The sequence below is a fragment of the Vibrio sp. 10N.261.55.A10 genome, from assembly GCF_041470825.1.
Taxonomy (GTDB): Bacteria; Pseudomonadota; Gammaproteobacteria; order Enterobacterales; family Vibrionaceae; genus Vibrio; species Vibrio crassostreae_C.
In genome coordinates this window covers 67828-89576 of the sequence record NZ_JBFRNC010000046.1, presented here as the reverse complement: position 1 = coordinate 89576, position 21749 = coordinate 67828, and the positions used below count along the sequence as shown (strand labels likewise).

At 44.1% G+C, this 21749-nt stretch carries 21 protein-coding genes; 12 read left to right on the top strand and 9 right to left on the bottom strand.

Going from position 1 to position 21749, the window contains the following annotated elements; translation table 11 throughout:
• The first annotated feature begins 90 nt into the window (after positions 1 to 90).
• From frdA to frdD, 4 genes are read left to right on the top strand one after another with little or no spacing between them, the layout of a single operon-like run.
• Positions 91 to 1932, top strand: a complete 1842-nt coding sequence (frdA, locus tag AB4274_RS15070) for a fumarate reductase (quinol) flavoprotein subunit (RefSeq protein ID WP_102332660.1) — start codon at positions 91 to 93, stop codon at positions 1930 to 1932.
• The gene (locus AB4274_RS15065; protein WP_009847917.1) at positions 1932 to 2696 is read left to right on the top strand and encodes a succinate dehydrogenase/fumarate reductase iron-sulfur subunit; all 765 of its coding nucleotides are present in this window, start codon (positions 1932 to 1934) and stop codon (positions 2694 to 2696) included. The genes frdA and AB4274_RS15065 overlap by 1 nt, the downstream gene beginning before the upstream one ends.
• A 1-nt stretch (position 2697) precedes the next feature.
• A complete protein-coding gene (gene frdC / locus AB4274_RS15060; RefSeq protein ID WP_017061300.1) occupies positions 2698 to 3081 on the top strand; it encodes a fumarate reductase subunit FrdC in 384 nt (127 codons plus the stop codon).
• A gap of 12 nt (positions 3082 to 3093) precedes the next feature.
• Positions 3094 to 3480 (top strand): fumarate reductase subunit FrdD, encoded by a 387-nt coding sequence (frdD, locus tag AB4274_RS15055; protein WP_372112516.1) that lies wholly within the window; start codon positions 3094 to 3096, stop codon positions 3478 to 3480.
• Positions 3481 to 3767: 287 nt separating this feature from the next.
• Here the strand turns inward: frdD and efp are convergent, their stop codons facing one another.
• Entirely contained in the window at positions 3768 to 4334 is a 567-nt protein-coding gene (gene efp / locus AB4274_RS15050; RefSeq protein ID WP_372112514.1) for an elongation factor P, read from the bottom strand.
• Between the two features lie 33 nt (positions 4335 to 4367).
• On the opposite strand from efp, the gene epmB reads away from it, so the two are divergent.
• The 3 genes from epmB to AB4274_RS15035 all read left to right on the top strand — a co-directional run bounded on the left by epmB (position 4368) and on the right by AB4274_RS15035 (position 6543).
• On the top strand, positions 4368 to 5390 hold the full coding sequence (gene epmB, locus AB4274_RS15045; protein WP_372112512.1) for an EF-P beta-lysylation protein EpmB: 1023 nt from the start codon (positions 4368 to 4370) through the stop codon (positions 5388 to 5390).
• 13 nt (positions 5391 to 5403) lie between these two features.
• The gene (locus tag AB4274_RS15040; protein ID WP_372112510.1) at positions 5404 to 5949 is read left to right on the top strand and encodes a prepilin-type N-terminal cleavage/methylation domain-containing protein; all 546 of its coding nucleotides are present in this window, start codon (positions 5404 to 5406) and stop codon (positions 5947 to 5949) included.
• Positions 5950 to 6054: 105 nt separating this feature from the next.
• Positions 6055 to 6543 carry an MgtC/SapB family protein gene (locus AB4274_RS15035; RefSeq protein WP_004733333.1) on the top strand — a complete coding sequence of 163 codons (489 nt, stop codon included), beginning with the start codon at positions 6055 to 6057 and terminating at the stop codon, positions 6541 to 6543.
• A gap of 86 nt (positions 6544 to 6629) precedes the next feature.
• On the opposite strand, the gene AB4274_RS15030 is transcribed toward AB4274_RS15035, so the two are convergent.
• The gene (locus AB4274_RS15030) at positions 6630 to 8108 is read right to left on the bottom strand and encodes a diguanylate cyclase (protein ID WP_017063163.1); all 1479 of its coding nucleotides are present in this window, start codon (positions 8106 to 8108) and stop codon (positions 6630 to 6632) included.
• A gap of 255 nt (positions 8109 to 8363) precedes the next feature.
• Positions 8364 to 8921: a VC2662 family protein gene (locus AB4274_RS15025; protein WP_017068001.1), complete on the bottom strand. Its 558-nt coding sequence runs from the start codon at positions 8919 to 8921 to the stop codon at positions 8364 to 8366.
• 520 nt (positions 8922 to 9441) lie between these two features.
• Between AB4274_RS15025 and AB4274_RS15020 the strand changes: the two genes are divergently transcribed.
• The gene (locus AB4274_RS15020) at positions 9442 to 11796 is read left to right on the top strand and encodes an ATP-binding protein (protein WP_372112527.1); all 2355 of its coding nucleotides are present in this window, start codon (positions 9442 to 9444) and stop codon (positions 11794 to 11796) included.
• A gap of 153 nt (positions 11797 to 11949) precedes the next feature.
• Here the strand turns inward: AB4274_RS15020 and groL are convergent, their stop codons facing one another.
• Positions 11950 to 13596 (bottom strand): chaperonin GroEL, encoded by a 1647-nt coding sequence (gene groL / locus AB4274_RS15015; protein WP_017061290.1) that lies wholly within the window; start codon positions 13594 to 13596, stop codon positions 11950 to 11952.
• A 206-nt stretch (positions 13597 to 13802) separates the two neighbouring features.
• The gene (locus AB4274_RS15010) at positions 13803 to 14093 is read right to left on the bottom strand and encodes a co-chaperone GroES (RefSeq protein WP_010433998.1); all 291 of its coding nucleotides are present in this window, start codon (positions 14091 to 14093) and stop codon (positions 13803 to 13805) included.
• 218 nt (positions 14094 to 14311) lie between these two features.
• Between AB4274_RS15010 and AB4274_RS15005 the strand changes: the two genes are divergently transcribed.
• The 3 genes from AB4274_RS15005 to AB4274_RS14995 all read left to right on the top strand — a co-directional run bounded on the left by AB4274_RS15005 (position 14312) and on the right by AB4274_RS14995 (position 16571).
• Positions 14312 to 15655, top strand: a complete 1344-nt coding sequence (locus tag AB4274_RS15005; RefSeq protein WP_372112508.1) for an MATE family efflux transporter — start codon at positions 14312 to 14314, stop codon at positions 15653 to 15655.
• Between the two features lie 133 nt (positions 15656 to 15788).
• A complete protein-coding gene (locus AB4274_RS15000; RefSeq protein WP_372112506.1) occupies positions 15789 to 16274 on the top strand; it encodes a methylated-DNA--[protein]-cysteine S-methyltransferase in 486 nt (161 codons plus the stop codon).
• Between the two features lie 171 nt (positions 16275 to 16445).
• Positions 16446 to 16571 (top strand): hypothetical protein, encoded by a 126-nt coding sequence (locus tag AB4274_RS14995; protein ID WP_260302023.1) that lies wholly within the window; start codon positions 16446 to 16448, stop codon positions 16569 to 16571.
• A 15-nt stretch (positions 16572 to 16586) separates the two neighbouring features.
• On the opposite strand, the gene AB4274_RS14990 is transcribed toward AB4274_RS14995, so the two are convergent.
• The 3 genes from AB4274_RS14990 to gpmM form a co-directional block, all read right to left on the bottom strand.
• Positions 16587 to 16910 carry a nucleotidyltransferase family protein gene (locus tag AB4274_RS14990; protein WP_372112503.1) on the bottom strand — a complete coding sequence of 108 codons (324 nt, stop codon included), beginning with the start codon at positions 16908 to 16910 and terminating at the stop codon, positions 16587 to 16589.
• On the bottom strand, positions 16900 to 17346 hold the full coding sequence (locus AB4274_RS14985; protein WP_017093683.1) for an HI0074 family nucleotidyltransferase substrate-binding subunit: 447 nt from the start codon (positions 17344 to 17346) through the stop codon (positions 16900 to 16902). Before AB4274_RS14985 ends, AB4274_RS14990 begins: the two co-directional genes overlap by 11 nt.
• A 286-nt stretch (positions 17347 to 17632) precedes the next feature.
• A complete protein-coding gene (gene gpmM / locus AB4274_RS14980) occupies positions 17633 to 19165 on the bottom strand; it encodes a 2,3-bisphosphoglycerate-independent phosphoglycerate mutase (RefSeq protein ID WP_372112501.1) in 1533 nt (510 codons plus the stop codon).
• Between the two features lie 299 nt (positions 19166 to 19464).
• Here gpmM and wecA point away from each other — a divergent pair, with 299 nt between their 5' ends.
• Positions 19465 to 20538 carry a UDP-N-acetylglucosamine--undecaprenyl-phosphate N-acetylglucosaminephosphotransferase gene (wecA, locus tag AB4274_RS14975; RefSeq protein ID WP_372112499.1) on the top strand — a complete coding sequence of 358 codons (1074 nt, stop codon included), beginning with the start codon at positions 19465 to 19467 and terminating at the stop codon, positions 20536 to 20538.
• Here the strand turns inward: wecA and AB4274_RS14970 are convergent.
• On the bottom strand, positions 20516 to 21739 hold the full coding sequence (locus AB4274_RS14970) for a glycosyltransferase family 4 protein (RefSeq protein WP_372112497.1): 1224 nt from the start codon (positions 21737 to 21739) through the stop codon (positions 20516 to 20518). The two genes, wecA and AB4274_RS14970, sit on opposite strands and share 23 nt — an antisense overlap.
• Between the last annotated feature and the right edge of the window lie 10 nt (positions 21740 to 21749).

Genomic DNA, 21749 nt, shown 5'->3' with positions numbered 1-21749 from the left:
GGTGCTAAATGGTTCCTACAATTTAGAACCTCCTAAATAGGCTTTTTATAATAACAAGCGGAATACTCCGCATCACACTGGAGAATAACTGTGAAGACAATTACCACAGATATCGCAGTCATCGGCGCAGGCGGCGCTGGTCTTCGTACAGCTATTGCTGCGGCTGAAGCTAATCCTGAACTGGAAGTAGCACTGATTTCTAAAGTTTACCCAATGCGTTCGCACACGGTAGCGGCAGAAGGCGGTTCAGCAGCGGTAATTAAAGACGAAGATAGCCTAGATAACCACTTCAACGATACTGTTGGCGGTGGCGACTGGCTATGTGAACAGGATGTTGTTGAATACTTTGTTGAAAACTCGACTCGCGAAATGATCCAAATGGAACAATGGGGCTGCCCATGGAGTCGTAAAGAAAACGGTGAAGTAAACGTACGCCGATTCGGCGGTATGAAGGTAGAGAGAACGTGGTTCGCAGCGGATAAAACCGGCTTCCACATGCTTCATACTCTGTTCCAGACTTCGATGAAGTACGACACAATCAAACGATTTGATGAGTACTTTGTGGTGGACCTTCTCGTAGAAAACCAGAGCGGCGTTGAAGATGGCGAAGTACAAGGCCTAATCGCGATTCACATGTCTGAAGGTGAGCTTGTTACCATCAAAGCAAAATCTGTTGTTCTAGCAACCGGCGGCGCAGGTCGTGTTTACCACTGTAATACCAACGGCGGCATCGTAACTGGCGACGGTATGGCAATGGCTTATCGCCACGGTGTACCACTGCGTGATATGGAGTTCGTTCAATACCACCCAACAGGCCTACCGGGCACTGGCATCTTGATGACCGAAGGTTGTCGTGGTGAAGGCGGTATCATCGTCAACAAGAACGGCTACCGTTACCTGCAAGATTACGGCATGGGCCCTGAAACTCCAGTGGGCGAGCCGAAAAACAAATACATGGAACTGGGTCCACGTGACAAAGTTTCTCAAGCATTCTGGCACGAACAGCAGAAAGGCAACACCATCAAGCACCCACTTGGTGATGTCGTGCACCTTGACCTTCGCCACCTTGGTGAAGAGTACCTGCAAGAGCGTCTACCGTTCATCTGTGAGCTTGCAAAAGCGTACGTAAACGTAGACCCAGCAAAAGAGCCGATCCCAATTCGTCCAACCGTTCACTACACCATGGGTGGTATTGAAACTAACGGTACCTGTGAAACTCGTATTAAAGGCCTATTCGCCGTTGGTGAATGTGCTTCAGTTGGCCTACACGGTGCAAACCGCCTAGGTTCTAACTCACTGGCTGAGTTCGTAGTATTTGGCCGCGTTGCTGGTGAAGAAGCGGTGAAACGCGCTGCTGAATTCAAAGGCTGGAACGAAGAGTCTATCGCTAAGCAAGTGAAAGCGGTTGAAGATCGCATCGCAGGCATCTTGGCTCAAGAAGGCGACGAGAACTGGGCTGATATCCGTACTGAAATGGGTCACACCATGGAAGCGGGTTGTGGTATCTACCGTCAAGAAGACTTGATGCAAAAGACCATCGACAAACTCACTGAACTGAAAGCTCGCTACAAGAAGATCAGCATTAAAGACAAAGGCAAAGTATTCAACACTGACCTACTTTACGCTATCGAAGTGGGTTACGGTCTTGAAGTTGCAGAAGCGATGGTTCACTCAGCGATCCTTCGTAAAGAGTCTCGCGGTGCACACCAACGTCTAGACGACAACTGCACAGAACGTGATGACGTAAACTTCCTGAAACACTCTCTATCTTTCTACAACGAAGATGCAGCACCAACCATCGACTACAGCGGCGTTAAGATTACTAAATCTCAACCTAAAGCTCGTCTGTACGGTGAAGCTGCAGAGAAAGCCGCTGCCGCTGAAAAAGCAGCAGAAGAGAATGCTAAGAAGAGCGAAGAGGAGCAAGCATAATGTCAGCGAATCGAATCCAAAAAATTGAAATCCTGCGTTATGACCCTGAGCACGATGCAGAACCTCACTTTCAAACCTTTGAAGTTCCGTTTGATGAAACCATGTCAGTACTTGATGCGATCGGTTACATCAAAGACAACCTAGATAAAGACCTGTCTTACCGTTGGTCTTGTCGTATGGCGATTTGTGGTTCTTGCGGCATCATGGTTGATGGCGTGCCAAAACTGGCGTGTAAGAGCTTCTTACGTGACTACCCGAATGGCTTCAAGATTGAGCCTTTAGCTAACTTCCCAATCGAAAAAGATTTGATTGTCGACATGACGCCGTTCATCGAGCGCCTTGAAGCGATCAAGCCTTACATCATTGGTAACGACCGTAAGCCAGAAGACGGCACGAACATCCAAACTCCAGAGCAAATGGCGAAATACAAGCAGTTCGCTGGCTGCATCAACTGTGGTTTGTGTTACGCAGCATGTCCTCAGTTTGGTCTAAACCCTGAGTTCATCGGCCCTGCGGCACTTGCTCTTGCTCACCGCTACAACCTAGATAGCCGTGACAATGGTAAAGCCGAACGTATGAAGCTTATCAATGGCGACAATGGCGCTTGGGGCTGTACGTTTGTAGGTTACTGTTCTGACGTATGTCCGAAGAAAGTAGACCCAGCGGCTGCAGTAAACCAAGGTAAAGTTGAGTCTTCAATGGACTTCGTTATTTCGATGTTCAAGCCAGACGGATCGCAAGTAAAAACAGCAGAGGAGGCATAATATGAGCAATCGTAAGCCTTATGTTCGTGAGATGAAGAGAACATGGTGGAGCAACCATCCGTTCTACCGCTTCTACATGCTACGTGAAGCGACTGTACTGCCTTTGATTCTATTCACTCTGTTCCTAACCTTCGGTTTGGGTGCACTAGTGAAAGGGCCTGAAGCTTGGGCTGGTTGGTTGAGCTTTATGGCTAACCCTATCGTCGTTGGTATCAACATCGTGGCACTGCTAGGCAGCTTGCTGCACGCTCAAACCTTCTTCAGCATGATGCCTCAAGTAATGCCAATCCGTCTTAAAGGCAAATTGGTTGATAAAAAAATCATCGTACTGACCCAGTGGGCAGCGGTGGCTTTTATTTCTTTAATCGTTCTTGTTGTGGTGTAAGGAGCTTTCGTTATGAACACAAATTACAAAGTAAAACCTGTTAACCACAACCCACAACGCTCTGATGAACCAATCTGGTGGGGCCTATTTGGGGCTGGCGGTACTTGGTTTGCGATGATCACACCAATCACGGTTCTAGTGTTAGGTATCTTAGTGCCAATGGGCATCATCGATGCGGACGCAATGAGCTACGAGCGTGTGTCTGAATTCGCCACCAGCATTATCGGTGCGCTATTCATCATCGGTACGCTAGCACTGCCAATATGGCACGCAATGCACCGTCTTCACCACGGCATGCACGACCTTAAGTTCCATGTCGGCGTTGCAGGTAAAGTGGGCTGCTACTTCGTTGCAGGCCTAATCAGCGCATTGTCTGTTATTTTCATCTTTATGATTTAAGAGTTAAGGGCAGATTCGAGATTCGGGTAAACGAGTATCGAAGAGCTTAAGAGCAGAAAACAAAAGCAGAGCTAGGTTATCCAGCTCTGCTTTTTTGTTATTTGTTGAATATCTTATCTCTCTGACTCGGCTCTGATCTTCCTGCTTTTCGTATCTCGCATCTCGTTCACACATATCTGCTCTTCCAGCTCTTCGTATCTCGCATCCCGCATCTCGTTTACGCGAATCTGATCTTGGGATACAAAAAAAGGCCGCCTAAGCGACCTTTTTCAGATACTTGAAGTCAATTACTTCACACGACCAACGTATTCGCCAGTACGAGTATCAACTTTAACAACTTCACCGATTGCGATGAATAGAGGTACGCGAACTACCGCGCCAGTTGCTAGAGTTGCAGGCTTACCGCCAGTACCTTGTGTGTCGCCTTTAAGGCCAGGATCGGTTTCTGTTACTGCGATCTCAACAAAGTTTGGTGGAGTTACTGTGATAGGGTTATCATTCCACAACGTTAGAGTACATACGTCGTTTTCAACTAACCATTTAGAAATCTCGCCTACTGCTTTTGCATCAGCAGCGATTTGCTCGAATGTTTCGTTGTTCATGAAGTGGTAGAATTCGCCATCGCTGTATAGGTAGCCTAGTTCAACGTCTACAACGTCCGCTAGTTCTACTGTATCGCCTGACTTAAATGTTTTCTCTAACACTTTGCCTGACAGCAGTTTACGAAGTTTAACACGGTTAAACGCTTGGCCTTTACCTGGCTTAACGTATTCATTTTCGATAATTGAGCAAGGCTCGTTATCCATCATGAATTTTAAACCGCCTTTGAATTCATTGGTGCTTACTGACGCCATGATTTTCTCTTCCACATCTTTGAGTTAATTTCAATGCCGCATATCATAACCCGAAAAGTCGAATCTGTTGAGCAAAACTGGCTCAAACAACTATCGAATGCGATCTCTGACCCGACAAAACTGCTTGAGGCATTGGAAATAGACCCAACACCGTGGCAAGCAGGCTTCGCTGCTCGTGAGTTATTTGCACTTCGGGTACCTCTTAGCTTTGTCGAACGAATGGAAAAAGGCAACCCACACGATCCATTGCTACGACAAATTTTACCGCTAAGCGAAGAGTTTGAGGTACACCAAGGCTATTCCGCCGATCCTTTGGAAGAGCAAGACAACGCCATTCCCGGGCTACTGCATAAATACAAAAACCGTGCACTGATGATTGTGAAAGGCGGTTGTGCGATTAACTGCCGCTACTGCTTCCGTCGTCACTTCCCTTACCAAGATAACAAGGGCTCGAAGTCTGTTTGGCAAACCAACCTAAACTATGTGGCTGCTCACCCAGAGATCAACGAAGTTATCTTGTCAGGTGGTGATCCACTGATGGCAAAAGACAGCGAACTAGAGTGGCTAATTCATGCTATCGCACAAATTCCACATGTGAAAACAGTTCGAATTCATAGCCGATTACCGGTTGTGATTCCCGCTCGAGTAACGGATGAACTGTGCCAATTGTTAGCTCAAACTCGCCTTAATGTGGTGATGGTCAGCCACATTAACCATGCCAACGAAATTAACTTAGAGCTCAAACAAGCTTTCCACAAGCTTAAGTTAAGTGGTGCTACTCTGCTCAACCAAGGCGTGATGCTTAAAGGCGTAAACAACAGCGCTAACTCATTGAAAGAATTAAGCGAAAAGCTATTCGACGCCGGTATTTTACCTTACTATATGCATGTACTTGATAAGGTTCAGGGCGCAGCGCACTTCTATACTTCAGATGAAGAGGCGAAGCATCACTTTAAAGGATTAATCTCTGAGGTTTCTGGCTACCTAGTACCTAAGTTAACCCGTGAGATTGGCGGACGCAGCAGCAAGACACCGCTCGACCTACACATTGAATAGAGAAGTTGTATCAATGAAACACAATACCTCAGTTGCTCCACCAGCAACCACATCTCAACCAGCGCTTAGGTTCAGCTCAAGAGGTTTCACCATCATCGAGCTGGTCGTGGTGATCGTGATTCTAGGTATTGTGTCGGTCACTGCAGCTTCTAAGTTCCTCAACCTTCAAACCGATGCTCGTATCTCGACATTAAACGGCCTTAAAGGCGGAATGGAGGGCGCAAGTGCTATGCTTTATGGTAAGACATCAGCATTGGGCTTAGATAAAGCAGCTAGCGCATCGATTAATGTTGAGGGTGACAATATCTCAGTGGTCTATGGTTATCCTGCAGCGATGAACGATCAAACTTGGTCAATGCTTATCGAATCCACGTTCTTGGATGCGGTTTGGGATACGGGCAGGGCTGACTGGTTCTTTACCAACACTGACGCGAACGATGGCATTATTCTTTATGCGCCTTCGAGCCGAAAAAATCAGGCAGATAACTGTTATCTTGAGTACCAAGAAGCGACGGAGACCACGACACCTGTCTTCACCTTAACAACAGACGGCTGCTAGACTTTAAGTAATCTTTATCAATCGTTAAGACAAAAAGTTTTTGTTCGATCGTCCGGTCTATTATTAGCATACTCGGCTCTATTCTAAATTTTTAGGAGGGGTGATATGTCACAATTTATAGAACAAACTCTCAACCTTGCCCCCTTTAGCTGGGCAGGCCTCGCTGCATGCATGCTGTGTGGTTCTTTAATCGGAATCGAAAGGCAAACACGCGGTAAACCCGTCGGAATCCGAACATCGATTCTGATCATCAGTGGTACCTATTTCTTCCTTACGATGGCGATTAGCCTTTCCCCTAACACACTCGATCAAGCTCGTGTGCTTGGTCAGATAATTACGGGTGTTGGATTTCTTGGGGCTGGTGTAATGATGACACTGGATGGCAAGATTCATGGCGTGACTTCAGCCGCAATTATCTGGGTACTCGCAGCATTAGGTATGATGATCGCACTAGGGCATCTTTCCCAATCGGTCATTATCACGCTAATGGCGCTAGTGATTCTGCTTGGTGTCGATAAAGTGGAAAACAGCTTCCAAAGCTTACGTCGTGGCGTTCACCAAAAGTGGATGCGAAAAGGTCGCGTGAAGAAATAGCGCAGCACTTGATAGCCTTAGTGGTAATGCCAATGATACAAAGAAGCCTAGTCAAACGACTAGGCTTCGCATTATTTTGGGAGAACTTAATACACCTGAATACACACCTGATTCTTACCCGCAGCCTTTGCCTTATAGAGCTGCTCATCAGACGAACGAATACTCTGGTTTTCCCACAAGTGCCCTACGCTGTCGAACTTATACAAAGAGTAAAGCGTCGCGCCACCAGACACTGAGATACTAATCTTGTCACCCGTAGGGCATCGATAACTCTGTAGGCTAATGTCGTTTTGAATTCGCTCAAAGATCGATGAAAGCAACTCAGACGATTCACCCGTAATCGCGACAACAAACTCTTCGCCACCAAATCGAGCCACGATATCTTGCTGTCTAACGCTGTTCAGCATCAACCGAGCAACATGGCAAATCACCTCGTCCCCCACTTTATGGCCATGCTGATCATTAACGACTTTGAAATCATCGATATCAAACACGCCAACACCAATAATCGGCTCTTCATCTTGCGCCAGTAATCGAGCCTCAAAACCACGTCGATTCAGCAAGCCCGTTAATGGGTCGCGCATTGCTAGCTCATTTAAACGCTGGTGCTCTTGTCTTGTATAGAAGCGCCATAGCCATAAAACCGAGAGCAGATACAAAACCAACAGTATCGAAAGCTGAATCTTCTCCATCTCCAATACATGCAGAAAGTGCTCGCTCTTATCTTCTTCAATACTCAGATATAGCTGGGTGTTAATGTCATCAACATACAGAGGCTTGGAATACGTAAAATCCATAAAACCGTATTTGTTTGCGCCTCGAGTACTTGTGACTTTATAGCCATGGGTAGGGTTCGATACTAGGTTCGAGACATAACCATCGACACCCAATACCCCTTTAAACTCACCATTAACGTAGATTCCTTTGGTTAAGGTCACCACTTTCTGACCTGTCAGGTAGTCATCATATTGGCCGGTATACACCACTTGGTCTTGCCCTTGAGCTAAGCCAAAGCGAATCGTGTTCACCCAATAAGGCCTGCTATTAACAACCGAATCAAAGGTGTCGCCCTTAATGTAACTGGCAAAATCAGAAGGCGAAGAGATAATGAATTTCTCTTTTGAAATGAAATAAATCGCAGAGATGGTATCAATGGTATTGGCAAAATAAGCCATGGTCGGCGCGATGAACAGGCGCTTACCCGCTTCGGTATAAAGGTCCGATTCCGGGTTGCACATCTCGCGAGGGCCAGAGAACATAAAATCAAAACGAGGGGCATGTTGCTCCTCACTGGTGAAGTAACACGTCTCACCCTCGATCTTTTTGTCATGCGAGAATACGTAGGTATCCCCATGCAGTGGATAAAGCGCAGTGATGTTGTACTCAAGCGCATTTATGATCTGTGTGAGCTCCGCTAAAGAGCGTGTCACGCCTTGGTTTTCCATTCCATACTGTTTATCTGATTCTTCCGCTGAATCAACGAGCAACAAGCTCAAAACTACTAAAAAACTGGCGGTCAGGCCTAAGAAAGCCTTTTTAAAATCGACGGTATGGTGGTTAATCAAAGCATATAAATCATCATTAGGGATTTATCGCACATTGTACCTATAAATTCAAACATCGCAACAACAAATATAAAACAACATGCTTATTGGGTAATTTGAGAAGTTTATCGTGGAAGTAGAATTGAATGTAATAACGCCCAAACAAGGGTTTAGGCGTTGATAGGCTTAGTCTTTAATCACGTATGCGTAACTAAAAGCTAATGCACTAACTGAACGTTGCTCGCCAATGGGAGAACCAAAGGCTAAACGACAGCGTTATTTAGCAAAGTTTACAATCGGGAAGCACGGGAAGAAACCGTTGTCAGCACAGTTGATCAGACCAACTTGTACGCCTTCGATTTTGTTGGTTTTGTTGAAGATACCAACCTGAACCGTAGACACTTCTGAAAGGTTCGCAGCGCCAACATCAACCATAGTGTTACCTTCTGAGTAGTTGACGAAACTCACGTTCGCGCCTTTCACATCATTAGTAATGTTCACAGCACCAAGGTTAACACCCGTTGTTTTACCCGTGTTCCAGTTGAAGAAACCTAGAGATGCACCGGTCATTTCTTGGTTCACTTTTGATGCACCAAAAATACCCAGGTTCACACCTGTGGTCGTTTGCGTCTCAGACATACCAACAACGGCAAGATCGACACCTTTAAGGTCGTTTACTTGTCCGTGAAGCAGAGCCAAACGCACACCGCCAACCGCATCTGAATCAGGTGCGTTGAAACCGTTAATCGTTGAAAACATAACAGGCGAAGAAGCAAATGCTGCCGGTGCCATTACTGCTGCCGACACAGCAAGTACTGAAAGTAGTTTTTTCATTGGGGAGTCTCCACTGGCTTATTGTTCACTTGATTAATCCATTTTTAATCAAGCATTTATTGTCCTTTATTCAACAGCTACCCATGTTAAATCAATGTAATAACTGTACTGTTGAATATAAGCCGCTAAATCATAAAGAGCAATGGTTAAGAGCAATGGTTAAGAGCAGATGCGGGATTCGAGTGAACGAGATGCGAAAAGCAAAAAAAACAGAGACCGAAACCTCCGCTCTAACGCTTATTATTCCAAACAAAAATCTAGGCGAGAAAATCAACATGTTTCACAAGCTTATAGCCCACACACTTATTGCCGCATCTAAAGCGATGTCATCCTAAAAAATTTATTGATAAAAGCTCAACAGACCTCAGGTATTCAAAAACTAATGTTCGTAAAATTCTGAAAATAAACTAAATTCTAATATAGGAATAGAACGATATGAAACAGTGGGAATAGCATGGTTAAGGAACCTACGAATAAACAGACCATTAAAGCGATTATTTCGCGTGGTTTTTTGGCTATCGTGTTATTTTTAGGCCTCTATATCTATGTTAGCCATGCTCTGAAGAACAAAGAGCAGGACATGATTAATCTCCAGCTCAGTCTTTCTGAAGCTTATAGCGTTATGCTCTCTGTCAGACGACAAGAGCAGCAGTTTGTTTCCACAAGGCAACCAGAGATTCAAGAACAACTCAATATAAAGCGAAGTCAGCTGATCGAAAAGCTGGCTGAGATCGATGGGAAAATCGTACGAAGCGACCTCAATATTTCTTTTAATTATGCCAAAGTTGTCGAGTATCTCGACGAGTACCACACCGCCTTTACATTATTAGCCCTTGAGTTAGTCAGCATACATGGCAAGAGGGACCAAATTGGGCTCATTGAGAAACTAAAAAATGCAGCGTTGACACTTGAGCGCTTCGTACATGAATCCAATAATGTGCAGCTTGAAGAATTGACTTTAGAAACACAAGATCTCATGTATCAGTTCTTTACCGATTTTGATCAGACAACATTAGATAAGATTGTCGATTCATTGTTCAAAATCCAAGATGAAATAGAACAGAATTCCCGAACGATCAGTGCATTAGCTTCGTTTAATAATTTTAAACGCCACTTTTGGCGATTGCAGCGAGGGTTAAAGAGTGTCGGGTACAGCTCTGATAGCGGCCTCAAAGGAGAACTCACCAGCAGTATTTATCATGTTGAAGATGAGCTCAACTTACTTTTCACCGAAACACCCAAGCAGATCGCAGAGAGCCTGACGCAGATAAAGTCGTACAGCTACTTATCGACAGCCGCATTAGGAGGGGTGACGTTACTGGTGCTGCTTTATGTTGTGTGGCGTGCCAGTCAACTTGAAACTCAATTGATTGTTTCACAAGAGAAAGCACGACAAGCAAACCGTGCAAAAAGTGCCTTTCTTGCCAATATGTCTCATGAGATACGGACACCGCTTAATGGCGTGATTGGTATGTCAGAAATACTGGCAGAAACCAAACTATCCGCAGAACAGAAAGACTGCCTTGGGACTATCTATACCTCTTCTCAAACCTTACTTATGTTGATCAACGATGTTCTCGATCTGTCCAAAATTGAATCGGGTAAACTGGAAATTAATCCACATACGACAGACTTAAGAGAGCTGCTGTTTGATAGCGTGACTCTGATTTCTTCTAAAGCTTATCAAAAGCAGATTAAGTTGGAAGTTGAAATTGATGGCGAGCTCCCAGAGTACATTCATGTTGATGGGAATAAGATTCGCCAAGTGTTGATGAATTTAGCCTCAAATGCGATCAAATTTACAGAACAAGGCTCTATCGTATTCACCGCTAAACGGCTTCCATCATTGGAAACAGAGTGTGTGGTCGAGTTTTCTGTTCGAGATACAGGTATTGGTATCGCAGCAGACCAACAAGAGCACATTTTCAAAGCGTTTTGCCAAGAAGATACCAACATCACCTCCAATATTGCGGGGACCGGATTAGGGCTTAGTATTTCGTCACGTATGGTGGAAATGATGGGAGGCTCGATAAGCGTTGAGTCAGAGAAAGACGTGGGCAGTTGCTTTCATTTCCAATTAGCCGTAGTGCCATCAGATCATTCTGAACATAAAAATCGTAAACAAACCGTTGTCTATTATTCAGATGCGCCATCGAAACTTTTACTCGATGACTTGTTCCGCCTTGGTTACTCACCACAACTAAAATCAATCGAAACAAACTTGGCGGCAACTGACCTCCCAGAGATCGCTTTGATGGAAGATATTAACCAAGCCAAAACACTGCATCGCTTAGCACCAGAGGTGAAAATCATCATAGTGAAAGATAATCTTAGTGATCCTATGAGTGAGTGTCATTTTATCTCAGGCTATGTGACTCTTCCTATGCTCGGTTCCCGCTTAAGTAGCATGTTGAACTCCGTGCTTGAAAGGTCACAGCCACACCCCCCTCAACATCAACCTGAGCCGATAGAAGCGACTGTACGTCAAAAAGTCCTCGTAGTTGAAGATAACCGCGTAAATCAGAAGGTGGTATGTATCAATTTAGATAAGTTAGGGATTGAATATTGGGTTGCCAATGATGGACAAGAAGCGATTGATTTATATAAAGAGCATCATCAAGACATCGGCCTTATCTTGATGGACTGCATGATGCCGAATGTAGATGGCTTTGAGGCAACAGAGCGAATCAGGCGCTATGAAGAAAACCTGCAACTTCAGGCAACACATATCCTCGCTTTAACGGCATCCGTGCTCGATGATGATATTAAACATTGCTTCGAGTGTGGAATGAACGATTATCTTCCAAAACCATTTAAGCGTGACATGATGCTGCAAAAAATTGATGAACAACAGTTTACGCACAAGGCAGGCTGACCAAGGAGCTTTGGAAAAAAAGAGTGATGGTGAAGCTGAAATACAGATACGGGATGCGAATAAATAAGGCTTAAGAGTAAAAAAACGGAGACCGAAGTCTCCGTTTTCTAAAGCTTATGTGTGACTTTCTCTGCTATAGAGAAAGGGGGATGATTACATCATGCCGCCCATGCCACCCATACCGCCCATGCCACCCATATCAGGCATTGCAGGGCCAGAATCTTGTGGCTTATCAGTGATCATCGCTTCTGTTGTGATCATAAGACCAGCAACTGACGCTGCGAACTGAAGTGCAGAGCGAGTTACCTTAGTTGGATCTAGGATACCCATTGCAATCATGTCGCCGTATTCGCCAGTCGCCGCGTTGTAACCGTAGTTACCTTCGCCAGCACGAACGTTGTTAGCAACAACAGATTCTTCATCACCTGCGTTCTTAGTGATTTGACGGATAGGCGCTTCCATTGCACGTAGTGCAACACGGATACCGACGTTTTGCTCTTCGTTGTCGCCTTCAAGGCCAGCAACTTTAGATGCAGCGCGGATAAGTGCAACACCACCACCAGCAACCACACCCTCTTCGACGGCAGCGCGAGTTGCGTGAAGTGCATCTTCAACGCGGTCTTTCTTCTCTTTCATCTCAACTTCAGTTGCAGCGCCTACTTTGATTACTGCAACACCGCCAGCTAGCTTAGCTACGCGCTCTTGAAGTTTCTCTTTGTCGTAGTCAGACGTTGCATCTTCGATTTGTTGACGGATTTGAGAAACGCGACCTTGGATCATTGTTTCTTCGCCTGCGCCATCGATGATGGTTGAGTTTTCTTTAGTGATCGTTACACGCTTAGCTTGACCTAGGTCTTCTAGCGTTACTTTCTCTAGGTCTAGGCCGATCTCTTCAGAGATAACCGTACCGCCCGTTAGGATAGCGATATCTTGTAGCATAGACTTACGACGGTCACCGAAACCAGGCGCTTTAACAGCAGCCACTTTAACGATGCCACGCATGTTGTTCACAACTAGAGTTGCAAGCGCTTCGCCTTCTACATCTTCAGCGATGATAAGAAGTGGACGAGATGCCTTAGCAACTGCTTCTAGAGTCGGAAGAAGTTCACGGATGTTCGAAACTTTCTTGTCGATAAGAAGAATGAATGGGCTTTCTAGATCAACAGAACCCGCTTCTTGGTTGTTGATGAAGTAAGGAGATAGGTAACCACGGTCGAACTGCATACCTTCAACTACGTCTAGCTCGTCTTGTAGAGCCTGACCTTCTTCAACCGTGATTACGCCATCACGACCTACTTTTTCCATCGCTTCAGCAATGATGTTACCTACTGTCGAATCAGAGTTCGCAGAGATAGTACCTACTTGCGCGATAGCTTTTGTATCTGCGCATGGAACAGAAAGGCCTTTTAGCTCTTCAACTGCAGCGATAACTGCTTTGTCGATACCGCGCTTAAGATCCATTGGATTCATGCCAGCAGCAACGGCTTTTAAGCCTTCAGTGATGATTGCTTGAGCAAGAACTGTTGCTGTAGTCGTACCGTCGCCCGCTGCGTCATTCGCTTGCGAAGCCACTTCTTTAACCATTTGCGCGCCCATGTTTTGGAACTTGTCTTCAAGTTCGATTTCACGTGCAACTGAAACACCATCTTTAGTGATAGTCGGTGCGCCAAATGATTTGTCTAAAACAACGTTACGGCCTTTAGGACCTAGTGTTACTTTTACTGCGTCAGCCAGAACGTTTACACCTTCTAGCATTTTAATACGTGCGTCATTACCAAATTTAACGTCTTTAGCAGCCATCTTAATTTCCTTTCAAATTCTTTGTTTCGGGGCGTCTCAGCGTTATCGCGTCATTCTGAACAGTGAGGGACGAACGTGATTCAGAATCTACTCAAATCGCACTCTGTTTAGATTCCAGATAATTCGTTCCTCATTTCTGGAATGACGATATGAATCATCCAATACTGGCTCTGATAACTTTTACTGAGAGTTAAATGAAAAATAGATTACTCGACGATCGCCATGATGTCGTTTTCAGACATAATCAGAACTTCTTTGCCGTCGATTTTTTCAGTTTTCGTGCCGTAACCTTCAGCAAAGATAACGGTATCGCCAACTTTTACGTCCAACGGTTGCACTGAACCGTTTTCTAGAATGCGGCCTTTGCCAACAGCTAGAATGATACCGCGAGTCGATTTTTCTGCGGCAGAACCAGTTAGAACGATGCCACCAGCAGATTTAGATTCAACTTCTTGGCGCTCAACGATAACTCGGTCATGTAGAGGACGGATATTCATCGGTCTTATCTCCTGATAATTTCCATTTAAATTTTGATAGTTGCCACGATTAGCGTGGGTCAAACAATATGTTGGGGGCGATGTGAAAGATCCCAAGGGGGGAACGAAAAAATTGTGAGCTAAAGTGCAGATTCTCACCCCTCATCTTTCCCTGCTTTTCGTTTACTCGTATCCCGCATCTGTTTATCCTACGCTTTTGGTTTCTATCGGCGTTTTGCATGCAAGATAAGCACGGGCTATTAACTGCCCCAATTGAGAGTACATTGCGTACCATGACCATACCGACCATATTCGGTATGGTGGCGATCTTGATGTTTAACCTCGTCGATACCTTCTTTATCTCACTGCTCGGCACACAAGCACTTGCAGCAGTGAGCTTTACCTTTCCAGTCACCTTTGCCATCAACTGCATCACCATGGGGATTGGTATTGGCTTATCGACATGTATCGGTCGATTGCTTGGCCAAGGCAGCGCACAAAATGCAGCACGCTTTACCTGCCATGGATTATTACTCGCGCTACTTCTGGTCTGCTACGCTTCCGCTGTTGGCATTATCTCACTCGACCCCTTATTTACTTTATTGGGTGCCGAAGCGGAGTTACTGCCTCTGATCTCTGAGTACATGCTGATCTGGTATATCACCATTCCCCTATTAGTGATCCCAATGGCAGGCAACAGCGCTATTCGTGCCAGTGGCGATACCAAAACGCCTGCTAAAATCATGATGCTGGCAGGGTTAATCAACGGCGTTCTCGACCCTTTGCTTATTTTTGGATACGGCCCCTTCCCTGAACTAGGGATTCAAGGTGCTGCAATTGCAAGTGGTTTCAGTTGGTTTGGCGCTTTGTGTTGCTCGCTGTACATCTTGATTAAACGAGAAAAGCTTCTGGCTTTACCGAATATCAAAAACATCCTTAGCGATTGGTATCAAATACTGACTATCGGCACTCCTGCGGCACTGTCCAATGCGCTCAATCCATTAGCGGGTGCCATCATAATGATGATGTTGGCCAAACAGGGAACCGAAGCCGTTGCTGCTTATGGTGCTGCTCAGCGTATTGAATCCATTCTTATCATTGTGTTGATGTCTCTGACTTCAGCCCTTACGCCTTTCATGGCGCAGAACTTTGGCGCAAACAACTCTCAACGCAGCTTTAAGGCATTGTTTCTCAGTATGCGTTTTGCTGTGATGTTCCAAGGTTTGATTTTCTTAATGATGGTGCCGTTGAGCATCCCCTTAGCTGCCCTGTTCTCTCAAGAAGAATCCGTCCGAGGCATATTGTGGCATTACTTGTTGGTCGTCCCCTTTAGCTATGGATTCCAAGGTATTGTGATGATGCTGATCAGTGGAATGAATGCCATGCATCAACCACTCAAAGCCTTTCAATGGAGCTTCATGCGTTTGTTTGTCTTTACCTTGCCCTTTGCGTGGATAGGCAGCCAAATTGATGGTGTCGAAGGGCTGTTTATAGGCTTAGCCTTGGGGAACATTGTCGGCGGTATTTCAGGGTACTTGTTTGCGCTTCGTGTAAGGGGTAAAGCAGATGCGGGATACGAGTAAACGGGATGCGAAAAGATATAAGAGCAGATACGAGATGCGAGTAACCGTGATGCGAAAAGATTTAAGAGCTTAAGAGCAGTTACGAGATTCGAAGAGCTTGAGAGCAGAAAAAGACTAAAAAAAGGAAGATGACATGGAAGATACCACTTACAAAGTGCTTTATGACGCGCCGATTGGCAAGATGATCATTGTTAGCAATGGTGTGTCGCTTATTGAAATTGACCATATAAATCACGAAGAGCTAATGATTAGCAATCCAGATGACCTTTGCCAACTGGCAGCGAAACAGTTAGATGAGTACTTCGCAGGTCATCGAATAGAATTCGATTTGCCATTAAGAGCGATAAAAGGCACTGACTTTCAAAAAGTAGCTTGGCAGGCTTTAACAACCATTCCTTATGGCGAAACCATCAGTTACGGTGAACAAGCAAAGAGAATGGACAACCCAAAAGCAGTAAGAGCTGTGGGTGGTGCAAATGGCAAGAACCCATTTAGTATTGTTGTGCCTTGCCATAGAGTCATCGGCGCGAATGGAACATTAACCGGCTACACCGGCGGTATGAATCGCAAAGAGTGGTTGTTAGATTTTGAGCGTTCGATCTTAAATAAAAAGAAGTAAACCTTATCTCACTAGATCAATAATATAAAATTTAGCCATCAAGAAGCGCCATTATCACCAGACAACATATAGTCTATATTTAAAATTTCATACAAAGAGGTGATGGTAATGTCCACTGATACGATTGAATCTTATGAAGATCGAAAGCGTAGAGATGGAGCTATAGCGCTAATGAAACTATTATCGTTTTCTATTGATGATAAAAAACATGACCGAGTCAATTCAGGTACTCAGATTCGAGATAAACTGGCAAAACGTAAACAATCGGTTCAAGAATCAACATCACCGTTACGCTGATAATAATACGTTCGGTTACTTTAGTTTAATCCCATAAGTGTCAATATGGGCAAGTAGCTCATTCGATGTAATTCTATGTTTAACGAGCAAGTCAACCTTGAATGGAAGCGACGACTGTTCTAAACGATCTTGCAAGCCTGCGACGACACTTAACGAAATCTCATGCCCCTCGATAACAATATCGATGTCGGAGTTATCTTTATAAGTTCCAAGGGCTCTAGAACCGAATACCCAGGCATGAATGACTAAAGCATGACTCAAAACAATATCCTCAATCAACTGATACTGATGAGGCTTAAGGCCGACCGAGTCTGGTTTAACCAAATAACTATCGATCACATTTAACCTCTTGTTCGCATTGACCCTCTTGATCACATTTAAGCTTTAAATAGAGTGTGACTTGCCCTATCACTGGTGAAAATGACTCTAAGATCAGTGACTGAGCTTCAAGGACATTTTCCTCATCATAGGTGTGGGACAATAAATTTCGTTTTATGAGTGCTTCAAGCATAATCTCACACTGCTCCGAAGACAGGTGCTTAGCTTCTAAGGCCGTACGAAAAACGCTCCTCGGCGAAGCCACATCAAACCCTTCAAACTCAAGTAAGTCTTTAAGGGTCTTCCATGTCAGTTCGAAAGAAAATTCAAAAGTTTGTACTAACCCAGCGAGCTCTAACTCATTGTAGCTATCTTGTGAGCACGCTCTCTCAAGCCTTTGCTGCGCTTTCATTAAGTTTTGCAGTCGTTGCTTCCAACGGTCTGGGTTTGAGTTCATATAAACAGCCTAAATATAAGGTAAAAGACAAGTATAGTATGAGCCTTAAGCTACCTAATCATTCAAGCAATGTCACTCTTTCGATATTCATCAAGGCCGTTCTTTTCGTCTTTTATTTAAGGTCGTGCCCTTCTGTTCCCCTCTGCATATTTCTCTCACCCAATTCCTGCCCTTAAGCTCTTCGTATCCCGTTTACTCGCATCCCGCATCTATACTCAAATTCCAGATACAAAAAAACGGCCACACTCACGCGTAGCCGTTCTAGTATTCGATGAAAGTTAAGTGATTACTTAACGATCACATCGCCTGACATCTCAGCAGGGATTGCGATACCAGACAAAGAAAGCATCGTTGGTGCTAAGTCAGACAGTTTACCGCCCTCTTTGAACTCAACGTCTTTGCTGCCCACGTAGATAAGTGGCACTGGTAGGTTAGTGTGTGCTGTGTGGATGCCGCCCGTTTCTGGGTTAACCATCATTTCTGCGTTACCGTGGTCCGCTGTGATTAGCAGTTGGCCGTCCGCTTCTTTGATTGCTTCAACCACTTTACCCAGACATTCGTCTAGAGACTCTACCGCTTTAACCGCTGCATCATAAACGCCAGTGTGGCCAACCATGTCACAGTTAGGGAAGTTACACACGATAGCGTCGTATTTGCCGCCTTTGATTGCTGCAACTAACTTTTCAGTTAGCTCTGGTGCGCTCATTTCTGGCTGTAGGTCGTAAGTTGCTACTTTTGGAGAAGCAACAAGTTGACGCTCTTCACCTTCGAACTCGTCTTCGATACCGCCATTGAAGAAGAAAGTAACGTGCGCGTATTTCTCTGTTTCAGAGATACGTAGCTGCGTCTTACCTTCCTTCGATAACCATTCACCGTAAGTGTTCTCTAGAGAAGCCGGTGGGAATGCACATAGAAGCGGGATGTCTGCTGCGTATTGAGTCAGCATCACGAAATCGATCGCTGGGAATACGTTACGAGCAAAACCATCGAAATCAGGAACGAATGCACGTGTAATTTCACGAGCACGGTCGGCACGGTAGTTCATAAAGATAACCGCATCGCCATCAACGATAGCGGCAGATTCTTCGCCTTCCGCTTTGATTTCAGTCGCTTTAACGAACTCATCGTTTTCGTCACGAGCGTAAGCCGCTTCTAGGCCAGCCACAGCAGTGTCGAATGTGAACTCAGCTTTTGCTTGAGTCAGCAGGTCGTAAGATTCTTGAACGCGATCCCAGTTGTTATCACGGTCCATTGCGTAGTAACGACCAATAAGCGAAGCCACACGGCCTTTACCTAGTTTAGCGAATAGCTCTTGGAAACGTGCCAGTGTATTTTCAGCGCTACGTGGCGGCGTATCACGGCCGTCTAGGAATGCATGCAGGTAGATTTTCTCTGCGCCACGCTCTGCTGCCATTTCAACAGCCGCGTAGATGTGATCTTCATGAGAGTGAACGCCACCTGGAGACATAAGACCCATAATGTGAACTGCTTTATCAGCTTTCACCGCTTTATCGATAGCGTTTACTAGCGTTTCAGTTTGGCCGAATTCGCCGTCTGAAATTGACTTAGTGATACGAGTAAGATCTTGGTATACCACGCGACCCGCACCGATGTTGGTGTGACCCACTTCTGAGTTACCCATTTGGCCATCAGGTAGGCCTACATCTAAGCCAGAAGCCGAGATTAGCGTGTTAGGTTGGTTAGCAATAAGACCGTCTAATACTGGTGTTTTAGCGTTCGCGATAGCGTTGTCTTGGTTGTCTTCACGGTAACCGTAACCGTCAAGGATCACTAGAGCCATTGGCTTCTTAGCTGACATAGGACTGACCTCGTTCAATTCAAAATAAATCGGTATAAAAACAAATTAGCGTAATTTTACTACAGTTTACAGTCAAAACTGTAGTGGAAGATCAAGAAAGGGCGCAGGTAGGATGATCGAATGTGAAAAAAAGCGTCATTTTCTACTGCGAGAAGATCGTAAACCGCAGACTGGGCTACTAGTGAAATAAGCAAAAACCCTAGCATGCGAAATTAAGAGATCACGAACAGGACTGAACCTTCTTTCAACTCAATGTCAAATACATTAAAATAGTCAAAAATACACAATTAGGCTTAACTGTGCTCATTTCACTTCTTGATCTCTCTTTTCTGTTCTTCTTTTCTCTTGCGACTCTTTTTATCATGCGCAAATTCGCAAAGAAGATAGGTTTAGTCGATAAACCAAACGCTCGGAAGCTTCATAACGGTGCAATCCCATTAGTAGGTGGTATTTCTATCTGTATATCACTCCTCTACTTCTTGTTAAACAATCCTGAAATACTACCTAACACACCACTATACGCAGCTTGCATTATAATTCTCGTGGGAGTTGGTGCTTTAGATGATAAATACGATTTGAGCTTCCAGTTGCGCTTTGCCATACAAGCAGCCCTATCTGTAGCTATGATGATGATCGGAGGAATTGAGCTGAACACAATTGGAGATATTTTAGGGACAGGTGAAGTAATTACACTCGGATGGTTTGGATATTTCGTCACAATACTTGCTGTAATAGGAGCTATCAATGCATTTAATATGGTAGATGGCATTGACGGGCTCTTAGGAGGATTATCTATAGTTACTCTTGGTGGCCTTGGAATTATGTTGAATTATGATGAGCAGTATAACTTGGCTTACATCTGCTTAATTCTCGTCGTCATAATCACACCTTATATCTTACTAAACTTAGGGGCATTTGGGCGAAAACGGAAAGTTTTTATGGGGGATGCAGGTAGCATGCTAATTGGCTTTACTGTAATTTGGTTGCTTTTATTATCTAGTCAGAATGGTAGTAAGCCACCACTTCGTCCGGTGACTGCATTATGGCTAATAGCCGTACCATTAATGGATATGGCAGCTATTATGATCCGAAGAATAAGGAGAGGTGACTCTCCTTTTAAACCAGATCGTGAACACCTTCACCACATATTCCAAAGAATGGGGCTTACATCTAAGCAAACCTTACTAGTTATATCACTAATAGCAACTGTATATTCATCTGTAGGAATAATATCTGAAATTAATAATATCCCTGAGTTTATTATGCTTTATGCATTCCTCATATGTTTCGTTACATACCTTATTTTCATTTCCTACATTTGGAAAATAACAAAATTTACAAAAAACATGATTAACTATCTAAAACATCGTTAATTAGCTTTTCACAAATAGAACTATAGCTATATGTAATTTGGGCTTCTTCCTTACCTCTAGCCCCCATTTCAATGAGCTCGCCACTAGAAAAAGAACTCATTTTTAATATTGCAGTAGCTAGTTCTTCGCAGTTTTCTGCCTTTACAGAAATTCCAGCATTACATTTTTTTATTGGGTCACAAGATCCAGAGTAAGAGTGTATTATTGGCTTGCCTGAAATTAAATATTCGGGAATCTTATTGGCACCAATTCCAAATTTATATAAAGACTCATTCTTCCATCCTATATAACAAACATCAAACATTTCCAACAAACTGTAAATTTGGCTCTTGGAAACGGGTTCAAGAAAAGTAATATTGGAAAGTGTTAAGTTCTCGGCCATTTCGATCAATTTTGATTTTTCTTTCCCGATTCCGACAATAACAATGTGTATATTTTCATGCTCACGAATTAAATGAGCTGCCTCTACAAGCGTATTTAGCGCATTTGCTACGCCAACTGTACCGGCATAACCGACAATAAATTTATCTAGAGGTATTCTACGCCTCAAGTTTTTTGGAAGCTCTTCCTTTGAAGACAACTCTTCGGATGAGTAACCGTTGGGTATCCAGGAAAACTTATTGGGGTGCATCCCATATGATTCCATATGTTCATTAGCATTCTTTAAGTTAGATATAACTTTATCTGAGACTCTATACGCGCGCGCTTCGATCCAGCTAAACAGTCGAATTAGAGGGTGAGTAGGGGAATACCCTCCTAACTCGATTAATGTGCGAGGCCAAATATCTCGAACCTCAAAAACTAAACGTGAACCAAAACGTTTAGAAAGTAATTCTGCCCCTAAAAAAGAAGTCGGTGAAGGGGAAGAACACAAAACCACATCTGGTTTAGGTAAAGACTTGGTGGTCAAAAGTTGTATTAATATAGGAAAAACAAACCAATTTAGAACTCTCAACTTACTATGAGCTTCTCGGTAATCAAAGTTTTTAACCCAAACAAAATTAAAGCCACTTATTTTTTCTATATAAAAAAAACCGCTGAATTTAGGTTTATGCCGTAATAAATGATGACTAGCAGAAGCAATCAGGTATACTTCATAGCCCTTTTTCGTAAGCTCCTCCGATAAATAAAACTGCCTCCCGCCCATACCTGTTTTGGGTGTAGATGCATCTTGATGTACTATCCAAATTACTTTCTTCATAATATTTAAC